The organism is Legionella sp., from assembly GCF_049790535.1.
In the GTDB taxonomy this organism is placed as follows: Bacteria; Pseudomonadota; Gammaproteobacteria; order Legionellales; family Legionellaceae; genus Legionella.
On sequence record NZ_JBAQZB010000024.1, the window covers coordinates 1 to 24,732 of the forward strand.

Sequence of the window (24,732 nt, forward strand, 5' to 3'; positions counted from 1 at the left end):
CGCGTGGTTTTATCAGAAGAAAAAGAAATGCCTTTGGTGATTGAAGCTGAGGGCGAGACCTGTTGTGAATTTTTGCAACAATTTGTGGCTAAGAATGCAACAAAACTGCTTGAGGATATGGCAAATTATGGAGCAATCTTGTTACGAGGTTTTGATATCAGTTCTGATGAGCAGTTTGAAAAAACCATTTTGAGTATCCCGGATTTTTGCGGGATTAGTGAAGCATTTATGTCAGAAAATGGTCGTGATCATGTAAAGGATAGTCAATTTGTTTTGCAAACCAACTCCATTTATAAAACAGGTGGTACCTTATATCTTGGGGGTTTTCATACCGAAAATTATTATTCAGCAGATGTCCCGGCTTATATTTGTTTTTGCTGTTTAGAACCGTCTAAGCTAGGCGGTGAAACAGGTATTATCAATACCGCAAAAATTTATCAGGATTTAAATGAGGAGCTGAAAAAAAAATTAGAAAAGAATGCGTATTTTGTATCCAAATGGTTGGTAACTAAAGTTGCCGAACGATATAAAATTTCGACAGAAAAAGTAGAACAAATAGCTCAGCATTTTCAGCTCCCTATTATTGGAGAGGGAACTAATCGATTTATCTTAATGTACAAACCCAGTGTATTTGAACATCCTCTTACTAAAGAAAAAGCCTTGGCAATTAATTTGTTTGAACTGCCAAAGCTTAATAAAGAACTGCGAAAGTGCTTTATGACTGATTATCAAGGAACGATTTGGTTTTGGCATCGATTTTTTTGGAAATTACCCACTTTTATTTTTAATTCGATAGAGTTTTTAGCGGTTATTTTTATTGCTTTTTTTAAATCGCCAAAACATTCATATAAGATTTTATGCTCTAAATTTGCTGAATTTAAAGCAAATAAGATGAATGATCATTTTTTTAATTCCGAAAAGGTTGGAAGTTGTTTTAATGCTAAAGAGGTTAAAAATCTGGCTCGATTAATGAGAAATTATTATTCATCCTGTATATGGAAGAAAGGAGATATTTTATTAATCGATAATAGAAAAATAATGCATGCGGGAATGCCAGGGAAGGGACCACGGTTAATCAGAGCGATGATTGGTAATCCAATTGAGATGGAGTATATTTGCACAGATGAAGGTAATATTGATTGTAAAGAACGTGTAACAGGGAGTATTGGTGCTTGTATGGCTTCAGGTAAGCTCATTCATATAGATTGATTGAACGGTGTATTCAACCCTTAACAATATTAAATTCCGTTAAATAAACAAAATTATTTTTTACAAATCATGTTAAGATGTTAACTATTGGTTGATTTTTAAGTAGTCAACCAATAGCCATATTTAATGGCTATTTATTTACTTTTTTTCAAATCCAATTTAATCCAATTAATTAATCCACCCAGAGCAAGTATCTTTTTTTGTCGTTTAGATAAAGTCTGTTGCACCTCGATTTCCTTACCATGAATTTTTATTTTAAATAATTCTTTATTCAGTAGATTGGTTATATCAGTAATTTCTACTTTATCAGCTAATTTAATCGCGTCATAATCTTTTGGATTCTTAAAAACCAAAGGCAAAATACCAAAATTGATTAAATTTTGCCAATGAATGCGCGCAAAACTTTTAGCAATCACTACTCGTAGTCCTAAATAACGTGGTGCCAAGGCAGCGTGTTCTCTACTTGAGCCTTGCCCATAGTTTTCTCCACCTATAATGACATGGCCTTTTTTATGTTTTTTTGTGCGAGTAACATAATCTTCATCAACATGAATGTAAGTAAATTCACTGATCATAGGAATATTACTGCGATAAGGGAGCACTTTAGCGCCCGCAGGAGAAATTTCATCTGTGGAAATGTTATCTCCGACAATAAGGAGAATTGGTAGATTTAATGATTTGGGTAAGGGATCAAGTTCTGGAAGGGAAACAATGTTGGGTCCTTTTAATAATTTAATTTTTTTCGCATCGTTTACATTTATGGGGGATTCAATACAGGCACGATTTAGTATTGTTTTTTTAGGTAGAGTTACCTTTGGGTAAGACATATTCAAGGTTCTAGGATCGGTAATAATGCCTGTTAATGCTGAGGCTGCCGCTGTTTCAGGACTGCATAGGAATACTTTATCCTCCATAGTTCCTGAACGTCCTGGAAAATTACGGGGCACAGTACGTAAACTGTTTTTATGAGTTGCTGGAGCTTGTCCCATACCAATACAGCCATTACATCCTGCTTGATGAATACGTGCACCCGCGTGAATTAGACTCCCTAAATGACCCTCATGTGCCAGCTCTTCCAAAATAGTGCGCGAGCTGGGATTAATGTCCAGAGAAATATTAGGTTTTAAAGTATGCCCTTTGACTATTTGCGCCGCAATGGCAAAATCACGATAGCCTGGATTTGCTGAAGAACCAATATAAGCTTGATAAATTTCCTCACCAGCTATTTTTGCAACAGGTACTACATTACCTGGGCTGGTTGGTTTCGCTATAAGTGGTTCCAAAGTGGATAAGTTAATCTCATCTTCTTTGTCATAAGTGGCTTTAGGATCTGCTTTTAATTCAAACCAATCTTTTTCACGTCCTTGGCTTTTTAAAAATTCTTTAGTTCGGTTATCAGAAGGAAAGACAGTGGATGTGGCCCCAAGTTCAGCACCCATGTTTGCAATCACATGGCGATCCATAGCAGATAAATGTTTTAATCCATCACCATAATATTCAATGACATAACCTACACCGCCTTTGACATCATAACGACGCAGCATTTCCAGAATCACATCTTTAGCACTAACCCAATCAGGTAGTTTTCCAGTTAATTTTACTCCTAATATTTTAGGCATTTTAATATAAAGAGGATAGCCAGCAATGGCCATTGCCACTTCCAAGCCTCCCGAGCCAATGGCAAGCATAGCCATGGATCCTGCAGCGCAAGTATGACTATCAGAGCCCGCTAATGTTTGACCAGGTTTTCCGAAATTTTGCATGTGCACTGCATGACTTATACCATTTCCTGGGCGGCTAAAATAAAGACCAAAACGTCTGGCCGCACTTTCAAGAAAAAGATGATCATCAGGATTTTTATTATCTTCTTGAATTAAATTATGATCGACGTATTGTACAGAAATATCAGCTTTCGTGCGCTCTAAACACATGGCTTCTAATTCAAGCATTACTAAAGTACCAGTGGCATCTTGGCAGAGTGTCTGATCCATTTTTAAGGCAATTTCCTTACCTGCCTCCATTTTTCCATCAAGAAGATGAGCATGAATTATTTTTTCAGTAATATTCATGATTGATTCCTTTCGTGTGAACAAGAGCATATTGATAAAATATAGCACAATGGCATGTATTTGAGTATTTCAATAAGGGAATATAAACTTTAATTTCTATGATCTGTGGAGAGTGATCGCATGAAGTATGCTAATCACCAGCAAGCAGGTATAGTTCTGGCTGATTTACTGAAAGAATATGTACCAAAAAAATACAATTGTCTTGGCATTACCACGTGGCGGTGTTCCCGTCGCTTATGAAATTGCCACGAGACTTGAAGTACCCTTAGATGTTTTTATAGTTCGGAAACTAGGGGTACCTGATCATACAGAATATGCTATGGGCGCTATTGCTTCCGGAAACGTGCTTGTTTTTAATGAAGACACTATGGAAGTTTTGCAGATAAAAAAGAGGCGATTGATGAGGTGTTGCATGCAGAGAAGGAAGAATTGATTCGCCGCGAACAGATCTATCGTGGGAATAAACCCTATCCTTCCCTAGAAGGAAAAACTATTATTCTTGTTGATGATGGTATGGCTACTGGTTATTCAATGCGTGCTGCCTTAGCTGCATTAAAACAGAAAAAGCCAGCGGCGATAATTATTGCTGTTCCAGTTGCTGCGCGTTCTATTTGTGATGAATTAGCTGTCCTGGTAAAAGAAATAATTTGTCCACTCCAACCTGCACATTTTTATGCGGTTGGTTTATGGTATGACAATTTTAGCCAAACTACAGATGATGAAGTAATGCGGTTATTAAATTCATATTAAAAAATAATGTTAATTTTATATGAGGTAAAGTAGTAATGAATTTATTAAATAATAAAATTGTTTTAATTACAGGGGCTTCTAGTGGAATCGGTTATGCCTGTGCTCAGTTATGTGCTGCACAAGGGGCGCGTTTAATCTTAAGTGCTCGTCGAGTAGAACGTTTAAAAGACTTGGTCAAAGAGTTAAAGGATAAATACGATCAAGAGCATTATATTATGATGCTGGATGTACGCGAATCTCAGCAAGTAACAAATCAGTTAGAGTCCTTACCCAGCCAATGGCAGTCTATTGATGTACTAATTAATAATGCTGGTTTGGCATTGGATACCTTGCCTGTTCAACAAGGTAGTATCGCGCATTGGGATACAATGATTGATACTAATGTTAAAGGTCTACTTTATGTTAGTCGCACTGTACTTCCTGGGATGTTAGCGCGAGATTGTGGTCATGTAGTAAATATCGGTTCTATCGCAGGGCATGAGTATTATCCAAATGGCAATATTTATTCTGCGACGAAACATGCTGTACATGCCATTTCAAAATCGATGCGTTTGGATATGTTAGGTAGCTCAGTTCGTGTTACTGAAATTGCGCCGGGGGCAGTGGAAACTGAATTTAGTGAAGTGCGTTGGCAAGATAAACAGAGAGCAAAAGAATTTTACCAGGATTTTCGTCCTCTCACAGCAGAAGATATTGCTGATGCTGTTGTTTATTGTATTACGCGTCCACAACATATTGATGTGGAACAAATGATTATTATGCCTACTGCCCAGGCTTCTGCGAATCATTTGGCTCGTAATAAAAAATAGATAACTCAGCCAATTTTTCGGGCTCCGATTCTATTATTGCGGAACTCGAAGAAATATGGAAGGTGTTAAATAGGTGTAAAAAAATACAATAACCTCCCTAATAGTGTATTATTTATGCATATAGGTAGTAATTCAACCTGTCTGAACCATTTATCATTCAGAGGGGAGGTAGTTTGATGAGGGGTGTGCAAGCCTACATAAGGTGCCAAGGTAGGAAGCCTTAAACTCAGCATAACCTCCAAAGCATAATTTAATTGCGGCTCAGGATTCGGGAAATTATTACCTGTATTCTTAAGTAAATGTTATTAAGATTTTTCTCCCAATAAATACCCTATCTCTAATTTGCAACACTAAAAACAAGACAAATTTTGCTCAAACAAGAATCATGCTGTATAATTAATTAGCATTGATAAGAATGCCATGTTAATTTGGCTAGGAGGCTATCATGAAAAAATTTATTATTCCATTAGTCATTAGTACCCCTTTGTTTTTATCTGCTTCAGCTTTTGCTGCATCCAGTTCCACTCTTTATAATCCAGAATTACGCTCAGATGCTATGTATTCTATAGATTCTAACCCAGGAACTAAAGCAGGCGCAAGCTATGCCTATTTGCATCACAGACATTTACATCATTGGCATAATTGGCATCGTAACCATCATTGGCGTCATTATTATTACTACGGGTAAGAGGAAACAATTGGAGTTTTTAGCTCTTAAAGAACTTCCTTATTATCCTCTTTGTCCCAATATGGGGCCGGTTGGATGAAGGTTTGTATAGATGAAGTTCTTTCTGATTTTTGCTTATAAAGGCAGAGTTACTCATAATTAGGAAGAGGCCATGAACAAATTAATTCTTGCTGTAATTATGGTTATTTCCATGTTTTTGCTAAACGGCTGTGTTACGGACACTGTGTATTATACACCTGCTTATAAGAGCCCTTATGTTTATTCAGTGGGGTTTTATGGGGGGCCATATTGGAACGATGCTTATTATTATGGATATGATGATTTAGGTGATGTAGGTTATTGGGGTATGTTTGACTCATACAATGTCTATTAAATTAGGTGGGGCCATAAGGCCCCCATTAAATATATAAATAAAGTTTTTTTGATTTAATGCTCGAGTCTTTTTATACCTGTGGTGCGCTGGTGATGTTTACTGAAGTTTCCTTGCACCTTCCTTCTAAAGTTATTCTTTTACACGCGAAACGTATTCACCTTTTCGTGTATCTACTTTAATTAATTCGCCGGTTTGAACAAATAAAGGGACACGAACAACGGCTCCAGTTTCTAAAGTTGCTGGTTTCCCCCCCCCTCCAGAGGTATCACCTTTTAATCCAGGATCAGTTTCAACAATTGCAAGAATTACGAATGTTGGTGGTACCACTTGAATGGGTTCATTATTCCAAAGAGTAATAATGCAAATGTCTTGTTCTTTTAACCATTGTGCTGTATCGGCAAGTAGTTCTTTAGTTAAAGCATATTGCTCAAAATTATCTGGAACCATAAAATGCCACAACTCACCATCGTTGTAGAGATACTGCATTTCCATATCCACTACGTCAGCTGAGGGTAATGTTTCATTTGATTTTAATGTACGTTCTACCACTCGCCCTGTTTTTAAGTTACGAATTTTAATACGGGTGAATGCTTGTCCTTTCCCTGGTTTTACGAATTCACATTCGAGAATGTTGCACGGAGCATCATCAACCATTACCTTCATACCATTTTTTAATTCGTTGCTGCCGTAGTTTGCCATGAGTACTCCACAGTTGAGATTTTTCTTGGTTTTCGTTAAAGTGCGCACAGTTTATCAAGTCTATGTTATTAATGCGAGATACCTATTTAAGTTGGCAAAAAAATTTAGCGCAAGGATTTTCTTCGGTTGGCGATTTATTAAATTATTTGGAATTGCCTGAATCACCTGACAGTTTATTGGCTGAGCAGCAGTTTTCTACGCGAGTTCCTTTAGGATTTGCCAAACGCATGCAAAAGGGAAATCCTAATGATCCTCTATTGTTACAAATTTTAGCGACAGCAACTGAGCTTGAACCCACTGAGGGCTATGAATTAGATCCTCTTCAAGAACGAGCGCGTAATCCCGTAAAAGGATTAATTCATAAATATTATGGACGAGTTTTGTTAACTCTGACTGGTGTTTGTGCTGTTAATTGTCGTTTTTGTTTTCGCAGGCATTTTCCTTATCAAGACAATAATCCGGGTCGTAATGGCTTTAAAGCCATTTGTGATTACATTGCTAAAGATAGCAGTATCACCGAGGTTATTTTAAGTGGGGGAGATCCATTGCTAACCTCTGATCTTGTTTTAGCTGAGTTAATTCAACAGTTGGAACAAATTCCTCATGTGCATACTTTGCGATTTCACACGCGTATTCCTGTAGTTTTTCCAGAGCGGATTGATGCTGGTTTTCATACAGTATTAGCTAGGAGTAAGCTAAAAAAAGTAATTGTTTTGCATTGTAATCATCCCCAGGAACTGGATGATGATTTAGTACGGCAAGCGCTACATAAGTTACGTCACATGGGGTGTCATTTATTAAATCAGGCTGTTTTATTATCTAGAATCAATGATGATGCCCATGTTTTAGCTGCGTTAAGCCATTCGTTGTTTGCGCAACATGTTATTCCTTATTATTTACATACTTTAGATAAAGTAAAAGGGGCGGCTCATTTTGATTTACCTTTTGTGAGGGTTCAAACTATTTATCAACAACTGCAAAAATTAGTACCTGGGTATTTATTACCACGCTTGGTTTGTGAAGAAGCAGGAAAATTAAGTAAGACCCTCTTAATTTAGGATTTTTATGAGTACAATGGTGGATGCTCCATTAAGAAGATAAAAAGATGAATTCATTACCTGTATTAAAGCCTGGTGACTTTGTTGAACTGATAGCACCCGCTTCACGTTGCTCTGACGGCGAATTATTGGCATTAAAAAAATTGCTTGAATCTTGGCAGCTAAATTGCATTATCAAAGATGATATTTTTGCTCCTGATTTACTTTGTGCCAATACTGACGAAGCACGTTTCCTACATTTAAAAGAGGCCTTAAAAAATCCTAAAACAAAGGCAATTATTTGCGTTCGGGGCGGTTATGGTGCCATGCGTCTGATTCCCAAACTAGCATCAGTACAACCTCCTGAAATTCCCAAAATTTTTGTAGGTATGAGTGATATAACTTGTTTGCAATTGTATTTACAACAGCAGTGGGGGTGGGTTACAGTTCATGGCGCCGCATCACCCCATAGATACAGTGCAGAATCAATTAATTCCTTAAAATCAATTTTATTTGCTGAATTGACCTCCGTAGTGTTTTCTGGATTAAAACCACTGAATCAACTTGCCAAAGAAAATCGTGTTATTGCATCTAGTGTTACTGGGGGTAACTTAACAATCATTCAGTCTGGAATTGGAACTAATTGGCAAATTGATGCCCGTAATAAATTTATTTTACTAGAGGAAGTTAATGAACGCGGGTATCGTATTGATCGCATGTTAGAACATTTGCAACAAGCCAATGTTCTTGAAGGTGCAACGGCAATCTTACTGGGTGATTTTCTGGGAGGTGATGAACCTAATGGCAGCTCATTAATACAGCCTGTGTTACAACGTTTTGCAGAGCAGTGTGCTATTCCCGTAGTACAAATGAATGGTATAGGGCATGGCTCTACTAATTTTCCGATTCCCTGTGCAACTAACGCAAAATTGCACTTAGGTGATGATATTCAATTAACAATCAAATGAAATTCGTAAACCCCAAATCAAATAGATAGCAATAATACGAGAGAACACTTGGAGTATTCCTTTTAAATAATGGTGCGACATTAATAAAGATCTTAAACTGCGATAGAATAAAGTAGATATGTATTGCATAAACCTATATTTCAAGTGTGACTATTGTATGTATGATAAATTTTCTCTAAATCTAATTTATTCTGCTAAAGTTATTAAATGGAATAAATAATAACAAAGAAATTGAGGGAATAATGAACAGTTCACTATTTAGATTCGCTATATTATTTTATTGTGTCACTTGGTTACCTAATGGATTTTCCGATACAGATTCAACAAAAATACCAATATTAGGTAAAACCATTACTCAAGCGAAACAACAACAGATGACTCCTAAGCAGGCTTTAAACAAATTAAAAGAAGGAAATAAACGTTTTTTAACGAATACCACTATTGTTCGTGATTACCATGCACAAGCCATGCAAGCATCATTTGGTCAATATCCTTATGCAGTAGTACTTAACTGTATGGATTCTCGTAGTATTCCAGAATTGTTTTTTGATCAAGGCTTGGCTGATTTATTCACTTTACGGGTTGCTGGAAATGTTCTTAATAATGATATTTTAGGAAGCATGGAATTTGCAACAAAGGTAGTAGGAGCACGATTGATTGTAGTATTAGGACATACCTCATGCGGAGCAGTAGCTGGTGCTTGTGAAAATGTTACGTTAGGACACTTAACGGACGTTTTAGATAAAATTCAACCGGTAGTGAAACCGAGTATGAAAAAGCTAGGATTAAACAATTGTACTAATCCAAAGTTAATAGATGAAATTGCCAAAAACAATACCTTACAAATAGTACGAGAAATACAAGAGAAAAGCCCTATACTTAGAGAATTAATTAAAAACCATCAAGTAGGAATTGTTGCTGGACTACATGATATTAAAACTGGTCAGGTATCTTTTTTTGATGAAGAGCGTTTCTTACCGAATTAATGATGTTTAAAATTCTTAATTAATATAGTTAATTCAGTTTCATGACAATGATTATTCTTCTTATGCTTTTGATAAAGCAATCAGTATGCTAAGATTGTTATTTTTTCAATGAGATAAAATTTTAAGCTGGCGAGGTACAGTATTAGTTCCTTATTTAAAATTAGAGACGTTCTGGCAGCAACTCATGAATCTATTGTTAAGAGTAATCTTTTTTTTTCTAGTTATTTTCCAGACACAGGCAGCCACAGAAGATGATTTTCAGACTTGGCTTAATTTAACGGTCATTGGTAGTTTTCATAAAGCCGATAAAAGCGATAGCCTTTTTAAATATTGGTTAGAGAATCAAGAACGCCTTGGTGATAGTAGTACGCATTTTACACAAATTTTACTACGCCCTGGACTTGGCTATACACTTAATCCCGAATTAACTCTATGGCTTGGTTATGCATGGATTTATACAGGTAGACCATTGACGCAATATCCTTTTGAAGAAAACCGTATATGGGAGCAATTGTTGTGGGTAAAGAAATTGCGTTATTTTACATTTACCAGTCGTACCCGTATGGAACAACGTTTTTTGGAGAATAATTCTAAAACAGCATACCGCGCACGTCAGCTGGTAAAATTTGCCATTCCCTTGTCTGCCTATCCACAGTGGGGAGTAGTAAGCTCAGATGAATTATTTTTGCATAAAAATAATTTCATAGGTAAAAACAGCCAAGGCTTTGATCAAAATCGATTTTTTTTAGGTATGTCTTATACTTTTAATGCGCTATTTACTACGGAAATGGGATACATGAATCAATACATACGTCGTTTTGGGGTACCTAATTTTTGTGCTAACATTCTTTCAATTAATTTTTTTCTTAACTTGCCTTAAGTCACAATGAAATAGAAAATATATCGATAAGATCCGCTAAGCGCTGAATGTGTGACAGAACAACACTATTGAATCTCACAACGTGAAAAAGCTCGTGCCAAGGCGTTAAGATGTGGCGAAAGTCGCTTCTTCCACCGAATGAAGAGCAACTAATAACCATACGATATCCATAACGTTAAATATCGTGTTCTTCATCTCGATAAAGTTTAATTAATTTTTCCTGTGCTGAATTATTCCCCTGCGTTAACGGTTTATAACTACCATCACTTTGCATTTCCCAGGTATTGCAATTGTCTTTAAGATAATTCTTAATAATCTCTTGTTTAATGCGTTTTTTACATTGCTCATCCAGAATTGGAAACATAATTTCAATGCGATGGTATAAATTCCGTTCCATGAGATCGGCACTGGCACAAAAATAATGCTCTTGATTTGCAATTCTAAAATAGAATATGCGATGATGTTCCAAGAAGCGGCCAATAAAAGATAGTACGCGGATATTTTCTGAAACTCCTGGCACACCTGGTTTTAAACAGCATACCCCTCGCACAAGCAAATTAATTTTCACACCTACTTGCGACGCTTTATATAAAGCCTGAATCACTGTTTTATCCGTCAATCCATTTACTTTGAGCAAAATTTCTGTATCGGTGCCTGTTGAGGCGGCAGCATTGCATTGTTCTATATAATTCAATAGGGTTTTTTGTAAAGTGAACGGCGAATGACTTAAGGCTTTGAGTTTCACAACTTTTCCTAGACCCGTTAATTGTTGGAAAATAATTTGCGTATCTCCAGCAATTGTAGGTTCCGCTGTTAATAAACCTAAATCAGTATATAATCTTGCCGTATGTTCGTGATAATTACCGGTAATTAAATGCACGTAACTTTTTAATTTTCCATGAGTTCGTCGAACCACCAGCGTTATTTTAGCATGTGTTTTATAACCAACAACCCCATACAGCACCAAAACGCCTGCCGTAAGTAAGCGGTTTGCCAATTTTAAGTTAGATTCTTCATCAAAACGGGCGCGTAACTCGATAACTGCGGTAACTTCTTTTCCCGAATGGGCCGCATCAACTAGGGCATCGACCATGGCTGATTCTGAGTGAGTACGATAAAGCGTCTGGCTGATTGCCAGAACATTGGGATCTGCCGCGGCTTGTCTCACAAAATCAATAACTACTTCAAAACTTTGATAAGGGTGGTGGAGTAAAATGTCTTGTTCATCAAGAACATTAAATAAATTTCGTTCTGATTTTGGGAATTGTGGATATTGAGCGGTGAACGTTGGGTAATTTAAATCCGGTCTATCTAAGTGATTGATGGCGTCCATATGACGTTGGATATTGACTGGCCCATCACAATAATAGGTATCTTCATGACGTAAATGATATTTTTGCAGCAAGAAATCAACTATTTTTTCAGGGCAATTTTTTTCAATTTCAAGACGAACTACATGACCATAATGGCGGGAAAAAATTTCTCTTTGTACAGCTTGGGCCAAGTCATCAATTTCTTCTTCTCGTAAAAATAAATCGCTATTGCGGGTCAGCCGAAATGCATAACATCCACTAATTTCCATTCCAGGAAATAAACTATTGACATGGGTAGTAATAATCGATGACAAATAAACATAATAATGCGCATCTTCACACAGTTCGGAAGGTAGATGAATTACTCTTGGTATTGATCTTGGTGCATGCACCACCGCATAGTTAATATTCCGGTCAAAGGCGTCTTTTCCGCTTAAAGAAATAATAAAATTTAAACTTTTATTAATCATCTGAGGCAATGGATGAGCTAAATCTAAAGCAATAGGACTAATAACTGGTTGAATTTCATGTTTAAAATAATGCTTTGCCCATAAATGAATGTCATCATTCCATTGATTGGTCTCAAGAAAATGAATGTTTTCTTTACGCAAAGCAGGAAGTAATTGTTTGTTGAATAGTGAATACAGTTGATCAATTAAAAGATGTGTTTTTTGGCTTATGTGGCTAAAAGCCTCCTCAGGGCGTAAGCCATCAATGGTTAATTTTCCTGAAGATAAGGCAATTTTTTCTTTAAGTCCTGCGATGCGTATCTCAAAAAACTCATCCAGATTGCTACTGCAAATGCTAAGAAAGCGCATTCGTTCAAGTAATGGAACATGCTCATTATTTGCTAACATGAGAACTCGCTGGTTAAATGCAATTGCAGAAAATTCCCTATTAATGTAATACTCAGGGTTGTCTAATACTATGTCCAAAGGAAACTCCATTTTTAACCTAAATAAATGATTTTCCCCTTGATGAGAAAGGGGAGCTATTCAACGTACCAGCAAAAAACAAACACCAATAAAAGCTATAAATCCATAAAAAGGTGATAGATTCCAAAAAGTTAAAGCAAGAAAAAATAAGAGACAACAAACAGCTACCGGGATGGAAAAATACATACTTACTACTCCCTGAGCAACTGAATAACTGGCTGCCACTAACAAAGCTAACGCACCGTATTGAACCCCTACCATAATTTTACGTGTGGTAGGTCCATCATGATTGATTAACCATTGATAACCTAGTACCGTCATAATTAATCCAGGTAAATTAAGACAAAGAACAGCGAGGACTAAACCAGAAAAGCCTGCAGCTTTATATCCAATTAGTGCAGATAATTTAACAGCAGTAAGTCCTGGAAAGAGAAAACTGGAACCTAACATGGCTACAAATTCCTCTTGTCCAATCCAATGCCGATAGTCAACGGCTTCATATTCCAAGAGCCTTAGCATGGAATTACCCCCTCCTAAGGAGATAAAACCAATTTTGCCAAAACTGTAAATAATAGCTAATAATGTTTTGATCATAAATGCAAAATGTTTTTTAGAAAAGTTACATATTGGCAGGAAACGCGTTTATCTAGCAAGTGCTCAGCGATGCATTCTACTAATGCACGCGATTTTCCTTCAATACAGGCACTGTAATAGATCTTTTTATCGACTTTCAGTCGTGCTAATTCCAACTTTACTCTTGGAGTGCTTGGAAATTTATAGATAAGCGCTTCTTTTTTAACGTAAACTTCTTTACCTTCAGTGGCCACTCGATGTGCAATCTCTTGTAAATGAGGACTGGATTTTTTAACGTCTTCATCCAATGATGGAATAGATAATTTGGTAGTAAAACCAAATGCTAATTTGGATTGCTTAAGTAATGGTTTATAGAGTAATTTATGATGACGCCGTTTGATATTGTAGTCGCTTCCAGGCAACAAGAAGTAATAATCTTCTCGATGCTTTCGTTGGTAGTTCGCTAAGTCGAGTAATGAATTATCAATCGGATTCAGAATAATAATTTCCTCATCAGGCCAAAAAAAACGAACCTCCCATTTTATGTCCTCAGATTTTTCGTCAATTAAAATTTCTGGCTGAAAAGTAGTCGTTGGAAAACTAAATTCAAAATTCCAAACCAATCGTTGATTCATAGTATTTGGTTCCCTTAAAGGCGCAAATGAGTCCCTGTGTCGGTCATGTACTATTGTTTATAAAAGAGTATATACTACATGCAATAATAAAAAAGCGAAGGAAGGTATTTTTATGGCTATGCTCTTTTTCTTAGTTTATATGATCTTTACGCTAGTTGTTCTTTATCGAGCTATGAATCCCCTGGTTTGGGAGTTAGGTAGCGTGTTTTATTTAATTGTTGCTACTTTTGCCATCGGACTTCCATGGATAGTGGGTTTTGTGCTTTGGTTTCTCATTGTTATTGCTTTGCTCATTATTTACATGGAGCCTTTGCGTCTTAGAATTGCAGATCATTTATATAAAACCGCTGGAAAGTCTATTCCCAAATTATCAAAAACAGAAGAAGAGGCTCTTAACGCGGGTGATACCTGGTTAGAAGAAGATATTTTTAAGGGATTACCTGATTGGGACAGAGTAGCAAAAGTTTCCACAGCGCTTTCTGTAGAAGAACAAGCATTCATTGATAATGAAACTCAGGTTTTATGCAGTATGCTTGATGAATGGGAAATCACGCAAATGCATGATTTACCTGAAAACGTCTGGACTTATCTTAAGAAAAATGGCTTTTTTGGATTGGTTATTCCCAAAGAGCATGGTGGTAAAGGTTTTTCAGCTCGCGCGCATTCTGATGTGGTGTTAAAAATTGCTAGCCGCTCTGGAGTGGCAGCAGTAACTGTAATGGTACCGAATTCTTTGGGTCCAGGGGAGTTAATTAATTATTATGGAACCGATGAGCAAAAAGCTTATTATCTGCCACGTCTTGCCAAAGGCATTGATATTCCTTGTTTTGCCTTAACTGAACCCGGGGCAGGAAGTGATGCAACGTCCATTCAATCTGATGCGATTGTGGAACAAAAGAACGTTAACGGTAAAAAAGTATTAGGTTTAAACATTACCTTAGATAAGCGTTGGATTACTCTAGCTCCAATTGCTACATTGATTGGCTTGGCTGTTAATGTAAAGGATCCTGATGATTTGTTGCAAAATGAGGGTGTAGAGGGGATTACTTGTGTCTTGGTACCTCGAGACACTAAAAATCTGGAAATTGGGAATCGCCATCTCCCCGCTGAACAACCTTTTATGAATGGTACTATTCGTGGAAAAAATATTTTTGTTCCTATTACAGCTGTAATAGGTGGACAAAAAAAAATAGGTGGTGGTTGGCAAATGTTGGTTGAATGTTTATCAATCGGTCGTTCAATTTCTTTACCTGCCATGGGGGCAGGATCTTCTGGCGTTTCTTATTTAACTGCTGGGGCATTTGCACGTATTGGCCGTCAATTTAATGTAGAAATTGGACAATTTGAAGGTGTCGAAGAAAAACTTGCCGAAATTGCTGGTTTAAGTTACTTAATAAATGCCACTAGGTTATTGACCGTTGCCGCAGTTAATGAGCACAAAAAGCCCTCAGTCGCTTCAGCAATTACTAAATATTTTAATACCGAATTAGCAAGAATAGTGATTAATAATACTATGGATGTGCATGCAGGACGAGGTGTAGTGGTTGGTCCTCGTAACTATTTGACTAATTTGTATCAAGGAATTCCTATTTCTATTACGGTAGAGGGAGCGAATGTGATGTCACGAAACCTGTTAATTTTTGGCCAGGGTTCCATGGCATGTCATCCTTTTATACGTGATGAATTTTATGCAGTGGCTAATCAGGACAAAGTTGGATTTAGAGACATCATTTGGAAGCATATTCATTATTTCATGCAAAATTTTGCCAAAGCAATTTGTTCTGCCTGGACTGGTGGTTTATTTATTAGGGTGCCTAAGAATGTAATGAAAAGCGAATATAAGCGTTTGACTCGTTTAAGTCATGCTTTTGCTTGGCTCGCTGATTTTTCGTTAATTTATTTAGGTGGCGATCTAAAACGTCGAGAACGTTTATCAGCTCGACTTGCTGATGGACTATCTTATCTTTACATGGCAATGGCTGCATTGCGTAGTGTGCAGTTAAATGAAGATAATCCTGACGAGCAGTTACATGCAAAATGGGCCGTTACTTATTGCTTTTATCATACACAAAAATCAATGATAGCACTATGTCATAACTTTCCATCTAGGTTTTTAGGTTTTTTAATACGTATCATCATATTTCCTTTCGGACAAACCATGCGTTATCCAACAGATAAACTAGATCGACAATTAGCTCATTTAATGACTACTAATAACCATTTTCGTAATCGTTTAAAGAAATTACTTTATTTAAGTGATGATCCAAAGCAACCTATAGATCGCATGGAACACGCATTACAATTGATTATTGAACATGATGTTCTGTCCAAAAAAGTAAATGATTTAAAGAAAGTTAAATTTGGTCGTTTAAGTAGCAAATTACAAGAAAAAATAGAAAAAAATGAATTAACCCAACAAGAAATGGAGGATTTGCTTGCTGTAGAGGCAGCTCGCTGGGATGCTATTCTAGTGGATGAATTTACTTTTGATTCAATGAAGAACAGTAGCTTTAGTTCAGTAATTGATGAGATTAAATCCCCGTTTATGAAAACCAACACTAAGGGGCAGTAAAACGACATCATTTTTGCTATAATTTAGTTCAATAGTAAACGTCTTTGTTTAAGAGAGTCGATTATGAATAAATCAACAGTGCCATTATCCCGATTTCCTTCTACTAATGAAATTAAAAGCGCAATGGAAATGGCCGGGTCCACAATTGAGGGAGCTGAATACCTTGCTTTTCGAGTTAAGGACTTAGCGGATAATGCAAAGTTTTTAAATAAGTCTCCTGAATTAAAAAAGAATATTATTTCCGCAATAGAAAAATTTGTTGAGTATGATAAATTCAAACTGACTGTTACTAACCAACCTTGGTCAGGCCAATATGTTGAAGCTTCAAGCTTAATAAATATGCAGAAAAATATGGCGGCCTCTGCTGCTAAAGAGTTAGTAGGTAAGTTAACCGAGGTGAAACTAGACTATGCGCTTAGCGAAAATGGACACTATGTGCGTGGTTATTCTTCTAACAATGAGGTACTAGATTCAGATTCAGTAGCCTCTTTGGATATGTTATTTAATGCATGGCTGGCAAGCAAAGATTATATAATAAAAGGTGGTTATTTATACAATGTCAATGACACGACACAAAATGAAAATACCCGCATTAATGCAAATGTTGTTAAAAATTTAATGGCTGAGGGTGGACTGCAAGAATTTATGGCGGAAAAAGGGATTCATGCAGTAATGAATCCACGTGAGTATCCAGAGGAACAAAAAGAGGCACAAGCACAATATGACGTTGATGCTGCCATTAAAGAAGTGACACAGGTATCTGCAAAGCAGGCAACTGAAGTTGCATCAGAAGAAACACCTAAACCAACTACTCCCTCTTCATAGATGCAGTGTAAGAAATAGTGTAGTTGTTAGCTGCTTGCAAGCGTTCAAGAGAGCCTATATCAAACCAGAGACCCCTGTGAATACTGGCAGTAACTTTGTTCTTCTTCGCATAGTGTCTAATTAAAGGAGCAACAGAATAGCGCCCCTGTTTACAACCAGCAAATACTTGAGGGTCATAACAACAGATACCGGCAAAAGTATATTCTGGATTGGCATTAGTTAATTGTTTTTGATTTATTAAACCAAAATCTCCATAATGTTTTAATTCCTGATTTTTATTAACCAGAATGACATGAAGCGAATCCTTTTCTGGAGTTGGGAGTTGGGCGAAATTAAAATCAGTATAAATATCTGCATTGATGGTAATAAATGGTTGGTCTCCTAAAAGTGGTAAGGCGTTTACGATTCCACCGCCTGTTTCCAATCCTCCAGGTGGTTCGGGAGAATAACAAATTTCAATTCCCCACTGGCTTCCATTACCCAAATGTTGGCGAATTTTTCCCCCAAGATAGGCATGATTAATTATTATTCGCTCAAAACCTGCCTTTGCTAAATTAACAACATGATGCTCAATTAATGGTTTTCCTTTGATAATGCACAGGGCTTTAGGTGTTATTTCTGTCAATGGCTTTAGACGTTCACCACGCCCTGCAGCCAAAATCATAGCAGTATTCATGGTAAATAAACTCGCATTTGTAAAAAGTGAAATAACGGATGAAGCTCTTCGTAAATTTCTGTACATTCAAGGACATATTTCAAAGTTACAGGTAAACTTTTAAGATATACAGATTTATTATCGCGTAAATGCAGACGAGAAAAGATACCTAAAACTTTTAAATGTCTTTGTAACCCACATAAATCAAAAGCACGAATAAATTCTGCTAGAGAATAATTATTGGCTAAAGCACTTTGAATATAAAAAAACTCCACCCATTCTAAAACCTTTGTTCGTGGCCAGGATATGTAGCAATCTTTGAGTAAAGAAACCAAATCATAAGTAATTGGCCCATGCATGGCATCTTGAAAATCAATTACACCTAATTTTCTCTCATCATTGATTAGCATTAAATTACGTGAATGGTAATCACGGTGAATAAATGTTAATGGTTGCTGCGTGATTTCAGCGGCGATCCATTCCATCGTCTGGTGCAGTAACGTAGTTTCTTCATGAGTAAGATCTAATGCGAGATAGGTTTTGAGAAACCACTCTGAGCATAATGTCATTTCTTTCATTGTAAATGCATGATCAAATGAAGCAAGCATTGGATCGTTAATCGTGCATGATTGGATTTTAAGTAGAGTATTTATAGCTTGTTGATAATAATTATTAGCTGTTTCAGTATGAAGTGAATTTAAAAGAAGCTTATCCCCTAGATCGCTTAATAACAAAAAGCCTTGTTGTAGATTTGCGGCAAGTATTTTGGGTGTATAAACATCAGCATGCTCCAAAGTTTGAGCAACATGTATAAAAGAATTCAGATCTTCCTTATCAGGAGGAGCATCCATAACCACGGAAGTTAAACCACTGTAGTGGACGCGAAAATATCTTCTAAAACTTGCGTCTCCCGCCAAAGGTGTTATAACAATGTCGTGTTGTTTTATCGTCTGAACAAGCCATTCTTCCAGTGCGTTTTCTCTTTCATGCATGATATACTTTCTGCCATTATTTCTGTTAAGTGCATAATAAGGCATTTTATTACTTGTGAACAAGATTTCAGTAAAATGGTTCCTGATGGGTAGTGTGACAATGGCTCTTACTTCGCTGTTGGTGATTTATCACACTTGGGCTTATGCTGATCCTGTGATTAATGAGCCAGTACATGCTTGTGTTCTTGCTCGTGATGTTGATTTAACAGATGCAATAAGAGCTAGATTTGCCCAATGTTTGGGCTGGAAAGCAGATCAAAGTTCTCCTATTTGTTTGGGATCTTACCAACCTATTACCGTAGCGCCTCTTGCCACTGTGGATGAGTTACGGATTATGGCAGATAAAGCTTTTTTTTATCAAAATAAACCGTCAATTTTGTCCGGTCATGTGGAAATTCAGCAAACGCACCGAATAGTTAATGCCCAAACGGCATATGTTTATCGCGATCCTATTAGTAAGCAAATTACAAAAATTGAATTTTTAGGAGAAGTTCATTATTTAGAGCCAGATAAATTAGTGATTGCTAGAAAAGCAATCATTAATCCACATAATAAGTCAGGACAAACAGAAGACGTGCTTTATCGATTTAACACGAATAAAAAGCATGCCTTATTACCTGCATGGGGTCGAGCTAACTTATTGAAAAAATTAGCAAATTCAGATTATTTATTACGTCGTGCAACTTATACAACATGCGCACCACAAGATAAAACCTGGGATCTAGAAGCGAAATCAATCTACATTGATAATAAAAAAGCCATCGGTGTGGCTCGGGATGTTAAACTTCGTATTCATGAATGGCCTCTTCTTTATACACCTTATTTAAGTTTTCCTACGAGTAAAAAGCGCAAATCAGGTTTTCTAATGCCAGTAGGTGGTTATTCCAATACGGGTGGATTTGATTTGGGACTGCCTTATTATTTGAATTTAGCACCTAATTATGATTTGACATTAATTCCTCATGTTTATACTGAGCGTGGTGTAATGATGGGAGGTGAGTATCGTTATTTATCAGCTAATAGTTATGGTGTAATTAATGGAACTTTTTTGCCTGATGATGCTGCTTATCGTAATTTTTTGCATAATAACGAAGAACTATTTCCTCATCTTAAAGATAATTCTACAAACCGTTGGTCTTTAGGGATTTTGGCGAGAACAGAGTTTACTCCTAATTTACGCTTTAATGTAAACGTACAACAAGTTTCCGATGATTATTATTTTCAGGATTTTAGTACTAATTTAGCGTTAATCACCCAAAGGCAATTATTACGTCAGGCTGACATGACATACACCACAGAAAATTGGGTTTTTAAAGGTATGGCTCAAAGTTACCAAACGTTGCATCCAGTTAATGAGGTGCCAATTATTGATCAGTATGAACGCTTGCCACAACTTTTGGCACGCGGTTATTATTTTGATTTACCCGCACGTGCTAATTTAAATGTTCTTGGGCAATATGATCAGTTTTTTTGGCCTAGTACTAAATGGGGAGCGCAAATTGGAATGCCACAGGGCCCAAGGCTACATTTTAACCCCGAACTTTCTTTTCCACTGCGTAAAACGTGGGGATACATAACTCCATCTGTAGAGTTTGTAGAAAATTATTATGAAGTCAACAATAATTTGAATCCAAAGTATGTTGATTACAACCGCTTTATTCCGCGCTATTCAGTACGAGGTGAATTATTTTTTGAAAGAAATTTTAATTTTATGAAGGATTCGTATACCCAAACTTTAGAACCAAGCGTTTTTTATTTGCGTGTTCCGTATCAAGATCAAAGTGCTATCCCAATCTATGATACAGCCAACATGATATTCAACGTCGATCAGCTTTTTAGAACAAATCGTTTTTCTGGGTTTGATAGAATTGGTGATGCTAATCAATTAACTTATGCGATTACTACTCGTTGGTTATCAGAACAAACAGGTACGGAACTCGCTAATTTTTCTATTGGCCAAATAAAGTATTTTACCTCCAGACGAGTACAGTTATGTAGGAGTCTAACTGGTCCGTGCTTTTCTAATCCTTATGAGATAGGACAGCTTTCTCCTTTTGCTGCTACTTCGCCTATTGCCTCAAGGGCAGTCTATCATCTGAATTCTGTTTGGGAAATCACTGGCGATTATATATGGGATCCTGCAACTTCAGCGACTAATAATGGCAATATAAATTTGCATTATCAGCCCGCTGCAAATTCAATCATTAATTTTGGATACTCATATTTGGTGAATGGGGATGTTACTGCTGTTAGGAATAATGGTGCCACAAATAATGCGTTGCACCAAGCAATAGTCGCCTTTTCTTTACCTTTGAATGAAAAATGGAGCACCATCGGCGCGTACAGTCAAAACATTAGTAAAAGGTACAGTATGATGTCGATGTTGGGCATGCAATATGACAATTGTTGTTGGGCAATACGGATTTTAGGTGGAAGAGCCTTTAAAAATTTAACAGCATCTTATGAACCACAATATAACAATAATGTCTACTTGCAAATAGTGTTAAAAGGCTTAGGATCTGTGGCAAATAGTGATCCAAGCGGTATACTGCGTACCTATATCCCTGGCTATAATGATCCATTTCACTAAGTTAATTATGATGGCATTTAGGGATGATAAAAATTAAACAAAGTTGCTTGTATTTTGATTAAAAATATCTTAGTGTCATGTAAATTTAAAGGTTAGATTATGTTTTAAAGTAGAATAGGTATATCTTAAGGATCGCATACAGATGGTTCGAAAAAAGTTAAATAAGGATTAAGGCATGTATAAAAGAATAGCGCTCATTTGCTTATTGCTTACAGCGGTTAGTGGGGCCCAGGCAAAACAACTATTAGATAGAGTCGTTGCTATGGTAAACAATGGAGTAATTACTTCAAGTGAACTTGACAAGCAAGTTACTATTACTAAAAAGCAGCTTCTTGCTCAGAGAATACAACTTCCTCCAGATTCTGTTCTACGCAAACAAGTATTGCAACATTTAATTGATGTTGATCTGCAAATGCAAATGGCTAAGGAGCATGGGATTACCATTGACGATGCTGAATTAACACAAGCAATTGAACGAATTGCTGCTGCTAATCATGCCACCTTATCGCAAATGCGTGAAGAAATTATCAGACAAGGCATGGAATGGAATGAATACCGTGAAAATATTCGTAAGGAAATGCTTCTTGCTAACTTACAACAAAAAGCGGTAGGTCGAGATGTAATGATCACAAATGAGCAAGTAGAGCAATATTTGAAAAGTGGCGATGATCTGCCAATCGATCGTAGTAGTTTAACCTATCATCTTCAAAATATAGTGATTCTTTTAAACGATGAATCAACTCCAGAGCAAATAAGAAAAGCGAAAGTCAATGCAGATCGTTTATTGAACAGCATTAAAAAAGGTGCTGATTTTAGCCGTTTAGTTATAGAAAAATCCAGTAGTGATTTAGCACTGGAAGGCGGTGATTTAGGCGAAAAACATTTAGCAGAATTGCCTGAACTTTTTGCTAAAGAAGTAATAAATATGAAAGTTGGTCAGGTTGTCGGTCCTTTGCGTGCGGGTAATGGATTTCAATTGATCAAATTAATAGCGATTAAGGGTGAACAACATCATCTCGTTACTTTAACTCATGTTCGACATATTCTTTTAAAGCCTGATGCCAACATGCTTCCCGAAGATGTTAAAAAGCAAGTAAATAACATTTATCAACAATTAAAAGCCGGTAAAGATTTTGCAAAAATGGCGAAACGACACTCTTTAGATGTAAATAGCGCGGTTAAAGGGGGGGATTTGGGTTGGGTTACTCCAGGTGAGCTTGTACCAGAGTTTGAAAAAATGATGAATCAACTCCCTTTAAATCAAGTTAGTTCACCGGTGAAAACACAATTTGGCTGGCATATAATCGAAGTCTTAGGTCGTAAACAACAAGACGATTCTACTGTATTTAAAAAACAGCAAGTCCGACAATTTTTACATCAACGTAAATTTGCTGAAGCAGTGCAAAATTGGCAACAACATATTCGTACAGACGCATATGTTAATATTGTTGAAAAGGATTTAGCATGAAGCCATTGCTGATTAGTAGTGGTGAACCAGCTGGAATTGGTCCAGATCTGTGCTTGGCTCTTGCCGATTATGATTATCCTTTGGTAATTTTAGGTGATCAAGCACTATTGGAGTCTCGTGCAAAAGAATTAAAACGTGCCATTAATTTTAAAGAATATAAAAGTGGACAAGTAATTAAATTCAAACCAGGATGTTTATTCATACTACCTGTAGAATGTAACACTGCAGTGGTTAGCGGTCAGCTCAATCCAAAAAATGCTTCTTATGTGATCAAATTATTGAGTAAAGCAGCAGAACTATGTGCTAGTGGAGAGTTTTCCGCACTAGTTACAGCTCCGGTCCATAAAGCTAATATCAATGCAGCAAATATTGCATTTACAGGGCATACTGAGTTTTTTGCCGATCTCTATCAAGCAGAAACTGTGGTTATGATGCTTGCCTGTACGCTAATGAAAGTTGCATTGGTGACAACGCACCTGCCTTTAAAAATGGTTCCTGACGCTATTACTTCTGACTTAATTATACGAGTAATTACTCAGTTACAGCAATCACTAATAAGAGATTTTGGTATTGTCAAACCACGCATTAAAGTTGCTGGGTTAAATCCGCATGCTGGAGAATCTGGCTATCTAGGACGAGAAGAAATAAACGTGGTTATACCTGCCTTAATTACTTTACAAAATCAAGGTCTTGATGTGCAAGGGCCCATGCCTGCAGATACTCTCTTTATTAAAGATCATTTAAAAGACTGCGATGCTTATGTTGCAATGTATCACGATCAGGGATTACCGGTACTTAAATACGCGGGTTTTAATGAAGCTGTTAATGTAACTTTAGGATTACCTATAATTCGTACTTCTGTTGATCATGGAACTGCATTGGAATTGGCTGGTAAAAATTTACTGAATCCAGGATCCATGTTAGCCGCAGTAGAGATAGCTAAAAAAATGGCTTTTATCAGGTCTCAATCGTGACTATCATTAGTTTAATTGCTGCAATTGATGAGGCAGATGGATTAGGCGTTAATAATCAATTGCTTTGTCACCTACCTGCGGATCTGCAACATTTTAAAGCAATTACTATGGGTAAGCCTATAATAATGGGCCGCAAAACATTTGAGTCTATAGGGCATCCATTGCCAGGTCGTTTAAATATAGTATTAAGTCGTTCTAATCCCTCAATTGAAGGAGTACTTCTTTATGATTCTTTGGAAATAGCATTACAGCAAACTAATAAAAATTCAGAAATTATAATTATTGGTGGTGCGCAACTTTTTAATGAAATAATTAACAAATCAACACGTCTTTATATAACACGTATACACCATCAATTTACTGCAGATGTATTTTTTCCAAAAATTAATGAGGAGATATGGTATTGTGTTAATGAAGAATTTCGCCAGCATGACGAAAAAAACCAATACGACATGACATTTTTTGTATATGAACGGATTAAGTAAGTCTCTTAAATAGTTATTAATACTTCTCAGCTACAATCTACAATTAAGTTTAAAATAAATTCAACATGATTTAGAAGAAATCGATATGGATGGAAGTAAATAAGTAAATAAAAATAATCAAAAAAAACTGCAGAAAGGGTTTGACAAGGGAAGTGAAATGAGTAGAATACGCAGCACGCCTTGAGGGCAAATTCATTAAGAAGAGAGAAGACAAACTGTGTGGGCACTTTGTTGAATGAAGAGTGCA

23 protein-coding genes are annotated in these 24,732 nt (G+C 36.6%); 16 read left to right on the plus strand and 7 right to left on the minus strand.

The annotated features are described in order from the left end of the window. The coding region (locus WA877_RS01005; protein ID WP_425169079.1) for a TauD/TfdA family dioxygenase at positions 1 to 1,209 on the plus strand (1,209 nt) is incomplete at its 5' end. A 134-nt stretch (positions 1,210 to 1,343) separates the two neighbouring features. On the opposite strand, the gene WA877_RS01010 is transcribed toward WA877_RS01005, so the two are convergent. Next, positions 1,344 to 3,278: an aconitate hydratase gene (locus WA877_RS01010; protein ID WP_425169080.1), complete on the minus strand. Its 1,935-nt coding sequence runs from the start codon at positions 3,276 to 3,278 to the stop codon at positions 1,344 to 1,346. Positions 3,279 to 3,480: 202 nt separating this feature from the next. On the opposite strand from WA877_RS01010, the gene WA877_RS01015 reads away from it, so the two are divergent. The 5 genes from WA877_RS01015 to WA877_RS01035 all read left to right on the plus strand — a co-directional run bounded on the left by WA877_RS01015 (position 3,481) and on the right by WA877_RS01035 (position 5,898). After that, complete coding sequence (locus tag WA877_RS01015; protein ID WP_425169081.1) at positions 3,481 to 3,711, plus strand: hypothetical protein; 231 nt, start codon at positions 3,481 to 3,483, stop codon at positions 3,709 to 3,711. After that, entirely contained in the window at positions 3,684 to 4,028 is a 345-nt protein-coding gene (locus tag WA877_RS01020) for a phosphoribosyltransferase (protein WP_425169082.1), read from the plus strand. The genes WA877_RS01015 and WA877_RS01020 overlap by 28 nt, the downstream gene beginning before the upstream one ends. A 35-nt stretch (positions 4,029 to 4,063) precedes the next feature. Next, the gene (locus tag WA877_RS01025) at positions 4,064 to 4,837 is read left to right on the plus strand and encodes an SDR family NAD(P)-dependent oxidoreductase (protein ID WP_425169083.1); all 774 of its coding nucleotides are present in this window, start codon (positions 4,064 to 4,066) and stop codon (positions 4,835 to 4,837) included. A gap of 445 nt (positions 4,838 to 5,282) precedes the next feature. Further along, a complete protein-coding gene (locus WA877_RS01030) occupies positions 5,283 to 5,525 on the plus strand; it encodes a hypothetical protein (protein ID WP_425169084.1) in 243 nt (80 codons plus the stop codon). Positions 5,526 to 5,676: 151 nt separating this feature from the next. Beyond that, entirely contained in the window at positions 5,677 to 5,898 is a 222-nt protein-coding gene (locus WA877_RS01035) for a hypothetical protein (RefSeq protein ID WP_425169085.1), read from the plus strand. A 129-nt stretch (positions 5,899 to 6,027) separates the two neighbouring features. On the opposite strand, the gene efp is transcribed toward WA877_RS01035, so the two are convergent. Continuing rightward, positions 6,028 to 6,597 carry an elongation factor P gene (efp, locus tag WA877_RS01040; protein WP_425169086.1) on the minus strand — a complete coding sequence of 190 codons (570 nt, stop codon included), beginning with the start codon at positions 6,595 to 6,597 and terminating at the stop codon, positions 6,028 to 6,030. 71 nt (positions 6,598 to 6,668) lie between these two features. Between efp and epmB the strand changes: the two genes are divergently transcribed. The 4 genes from epmB (at position 6,669) to WA877_RS01060 (ending at position 10,468) form a co-directional block, all read left to right on the plus strand. Next, entirely contained in the window at positions 6,669 to 7,655 is a 987-nt protein-coding gene (epmB, locus tag WA877_RS01045; protein WP_425169087.1) for an EF-P beta-lysylation protein EpmB, read from the plus strand. Between the two features lie 47 nt (positions 7,656 to 7,702). Continuing rightward, a complete protein-coding gene (locus WA877_RS01050) occupies positions 7,703 to 8,602 on the plus strand; it encodes a S66 peptidase family protein (RefSeq protein ID WP_425169088.1) in 900 nt (299 codons plus the stop codon). A gap of 242 nt (positions 8,603 to 8,844) precedes the next feature. Beyond that, the gene (locus WA877_RS01055) at positions 8,845 to 9,588 is read left to right on the plus strand and encodes a carbonic anhydrase family protein (protein WP_425169089.1); all 744 of its coding nucleotides are present in this window, start codon (positions 8,845 to 8,847) and stop codon (positions 9,586 to 9,588) included. Between the two features lie 184 nt (positions 9,589 to 9,772). After that, positions 9,773 to 10,468, plus strand: a complete 696-nt coding sequence (locus WA877_RS01060) for a DUF2490 domain-containing protein (protein WP_425169090.1) — start codon at positions 9,773 to 9,775, stop codon at positions 10,466 to 10,468. Positions 10,469 to 10,643: 175 nt separating this feature from the next. Here WA877_RS01060 and ppk1 read toward each other — a convergent pair whose 3' ends face one another. The 3 genes from ppk1 to WA877_RS01075 are packed head-to-tail and all read right to left on the minus strand — an operon-like array spanning position 10,644 to position 13,924. After that, entirely contained in the window at positions 10,644 to 12,716 is a 2,073-nt protein-coding gene (ppk1, locus tag WA877_RS01065) for a polyphosphate kinase 1 (RefSeq protein ID WP_425169091.1), read from the minus strand. Between the two features lie 60 nt (positions 12,717 to 12,776). Then, positions 12,777 to 13,310, minus strand: a complete 534-nt coding sequence (locus tag WA877_RS01070; RefSeq protein WP_425169092.1) for a chromate transporter — start codon at positions 13,308 to 13,310, stop codon at positions 12,777 to 12,779. Next, on the minus strand, positions 13,307 to 13,924 hold the full coding sequence (locus WA877_RS01075; protein ID WP_425169093.1) for a hypothetical protein: 618 nt from the start codon (positions 13,922 to 13,924) through the stop codon (positions 13,307 to 13,309). The genes WA877_RS01070 and WA877_RS01075 overlap by 4 nt, the downstream gene beginning before the upstream one ends. 112 nt (positions 13,925 to 14,036) lie before the next feature. Between WA877_RS01075 and WA877_RS01080 the strand changes: the two genes are divergently transcribed. Beyond that, entirely contained in the window at positions 14,037 to 16,496 is a 2,460-nt protein-coding gene (locus WA877_RS01080; protein WP_425169094.1) for an acyl-CoA dehydrogenase, read from the plus strand. A 63-nt stretch (positions 16,497 to 16,559) separates the two neighbouring features. After that, on the plus strand, positions 16,560 to 17,321 hold the full coding sequence (locus WA877_RS01085; protein WP_425169095.1) for a hypothetical protein: 762 nt from the start codon (positions 16,560 to 16,562) through the stop codon (positions 17,319 to 17,321). Here WA877_RS01085 and murU read toward each other — a convergent pair. Both murU and WA877_RS01095 read right to left on the minus strand, forming a co-directional pair. Further along, positions 17,305 to 17,997, minus strand: a complete 693-nt coding sequence (murU, locus tag WA877_RS01090) for an N-acetylmuramate alpha-1-phosphate uridylyltransferase MurU (RefSeq protein ID WP_425169096.1) — start codon at positions 17,995 to 17,997, stop codon at positions 17,305 to 17,307. The genes WA877_RS01085 and murU overlap by 17 nt on opposite strands. Further along, positions 17,994 to 18,968 (minus strand): aminoglycoside phosphotransferase family protein, encoded by a 975-nt coding sequence (locus WA877_RS01095; protein WP_425169097.1) that lies wholly within the window; start codon positions 18,966 to 18,968, stop codon positions 17,994 to 17,996. Before WA877_RS01095 ends, murU begins: the two co-directional genes overlap by 4 nt. An 85-nt stretch (positions 18,969 to 19,053) precedes the next feature. Here WA877_RS01095 and WA877_RS01100 point away from each other — a divergent pair, with 85 nt between their 5' ends. The 4 genes from WA877_RS01100 to WA877_RS01115 all read left to right on the plus strand — a co-directional run bounded on the left by WA877_RS01100 (position 19,054) and on the right by WA877_RS01115 (position 24,485). Next, positions 19,054 to 21,558, plus strand: a complete 2,505-nt coding sequence (locus tag WA877_RS01100; protein ID WP_425169101.1) for an LPS-assembly protein LptD — start codon at positions 19,054 to 19,056, stop codon at positions 21,556 to 21,558. Positions 21,559 to 21,733: 175 nt separating this feature from the next. Continuing rightward, positions 21,734 to 23,026 (plus strand): peptidylprolyl isomerase, encoded by a 1,293-nt coding sequence (locus tag WA877_RS01105; protein ID WP_425169098.1) that lies wholly within the window; start codon positions 21,734 to 21,736, stop codon positions 23,024 to 23,026. Continuing rightward, entirely contained in the window at positions 23,023 to 24,000 is a 978-nt protein-coding gene (gene pdxA / locus WA877_RS01110; protein WP_425169099.1) for a 4-hydroxythreonine-4-phosphate dehydrogenase PdxA, read from the plus strand. Before WA877_RS01105 ends, pdxA begins: the two co-directional genes overlap by 4 nt. Beyond that, positions 23,997 to 24,485, plus strand: coding sequence for a dihydrofolate reductase (locus WA877_RS01115; RefSeq protein ID WP_425169100.1), 489 nt, complete (start codon positions 23,997 to 23,999; stop codon positions 24,483 to 24,485). Before pdxA ends, WA877_RS01115 begins: the two co-directional genes overlap by 4 nt. The last annotated feature ends 247 nt before the right edge of the window (positions 24,486 to 24,732 follow it).

Excerpts from the sequence above, each read along its gene's own strand:
- WA877_RS01010 (WP_425169080.1), bottom strand. The coding sequence starts at position 3,278 with ATGAATATTACTGAAAAAATAATTCATGCTCATCTTCTTGATGGAAAA.
- WA877_RS01070 (WP_425169092.1), bottom strand. The coding sequence starts at position 13,310 with ATGATCAAAACATTATTAGCTATTATTTACAGTTTTGGCAAAATTGGT.
- WA877_RS01085 (WP_425169095.1), top strand. The coding sequence starts at position 16,560 with ATGAATAAATCAACAGTGCCATTATCCCGATTTCCTTCTACTAATGAA.
- WA877_RS01025 (WP_425169083.1), top strand. The coding sequence starts at position 4,064 with ATGAATTTATTAAATAATAAAATTGTTTTAATTACAGGGGCTTCTAGT.
- WA877_RS01060 (WP_425169090.1), top strand. The coding sequence starts at position 9,773 with ATGAATCTATTGTTAAGAGTAATCTTTTTTTTTCTAGTTATTTTCCAG.
- WA877_RS01075 (WP_425169093.1), bottom strand. The coding sequence starts at position 13,924 with ATGAATCAACGATTGGTTTGGAATTTTGAATTTAGTTTTCCAACGACT.
- murU (WP_425169096.1), bottom strand. The coding sequence starts at position 17,997 with ATGAATACTGCTATGATTTTGGCTGCAGGGCGTGGTGAACGTCTAAAG.
- WA877_RS01095 (WP_425169097.1), bottom strand. The coding sequence starts at position 18,968 with ATGCATGAAAGAGAAAACGCACTGGAAGAATGGCTTGTTCAGACGATA.
- WA877_RS01055 (WP_425169089.1), top strand. The coding sequence starts at position 8,845 with ATGAACAGTTCACTATTTAGATTCGCTATATTATTTTATTGTGTCACT.
- WA877_RS01030 (WP_425169084.1), top strand. The coding sequence starts at position 5,283 with ATGAAAAAATTTATTATTCCATTAGTCATTAGTACCCCTTTGTTTTTA.
- WA877_RS01080 (WP_425169094.1), top strand. The coding sequence starts at position 14,037 with ATGGCTATGCTCTTTTTCTTAGTTTATATGATCTTTACGCTAGTTGTT.
- WA877_RS01100 (WP_425169101.1), top strand. The coding sequence starts at position 19,054 with ATGGGTAGTGTGACAATGGCTCTTACTTCGCTGTTGGTGATTTATCAC.
- WA877_RS01105 (WP_425169098.1), top strand. The coding sequence starts at position 21,734 with ATGTATAAAAGAATAGCGCTCATTTGCTTATTGCTTACAGCGGTTAGT.
- efp (WP_425169086.1), bottom strand. The coding sequence starts at position 6,597 with ATGGCAAACTACGGCAGCAACGAATTAAAAAATGGTATGAAGGTAATG.
- pdxA (WP_425169099.1), top strand. The coding sequence starts at position 23,023 with ATGAAGCCATTGCTGATTAGTAGTGGTGAACCAGCTGGAATTGGTCCA.
- WA877_RS01050 (WP_425169088.1), top strand. The coding sequence starts at position 7,703 with ATGAATTCATTACCTGTATTAAAGCCTGGTGACTTTGTTGAACTGATA.
- WA877_RS01035 (WP_425169085.1), top strand. The coding sequence starts at position 5,677 with ATGAACAAATTAATTCTTGCTGTAATTATGGTTATTTCCATGTTTTTG.
- epmB (WP_425169087.1), top strand. The coding sequence starts at position 6,669 with ATGCGAGATACCTATTTAAGTTGGCAAAAAAATTTAGCGCAAGGATTT.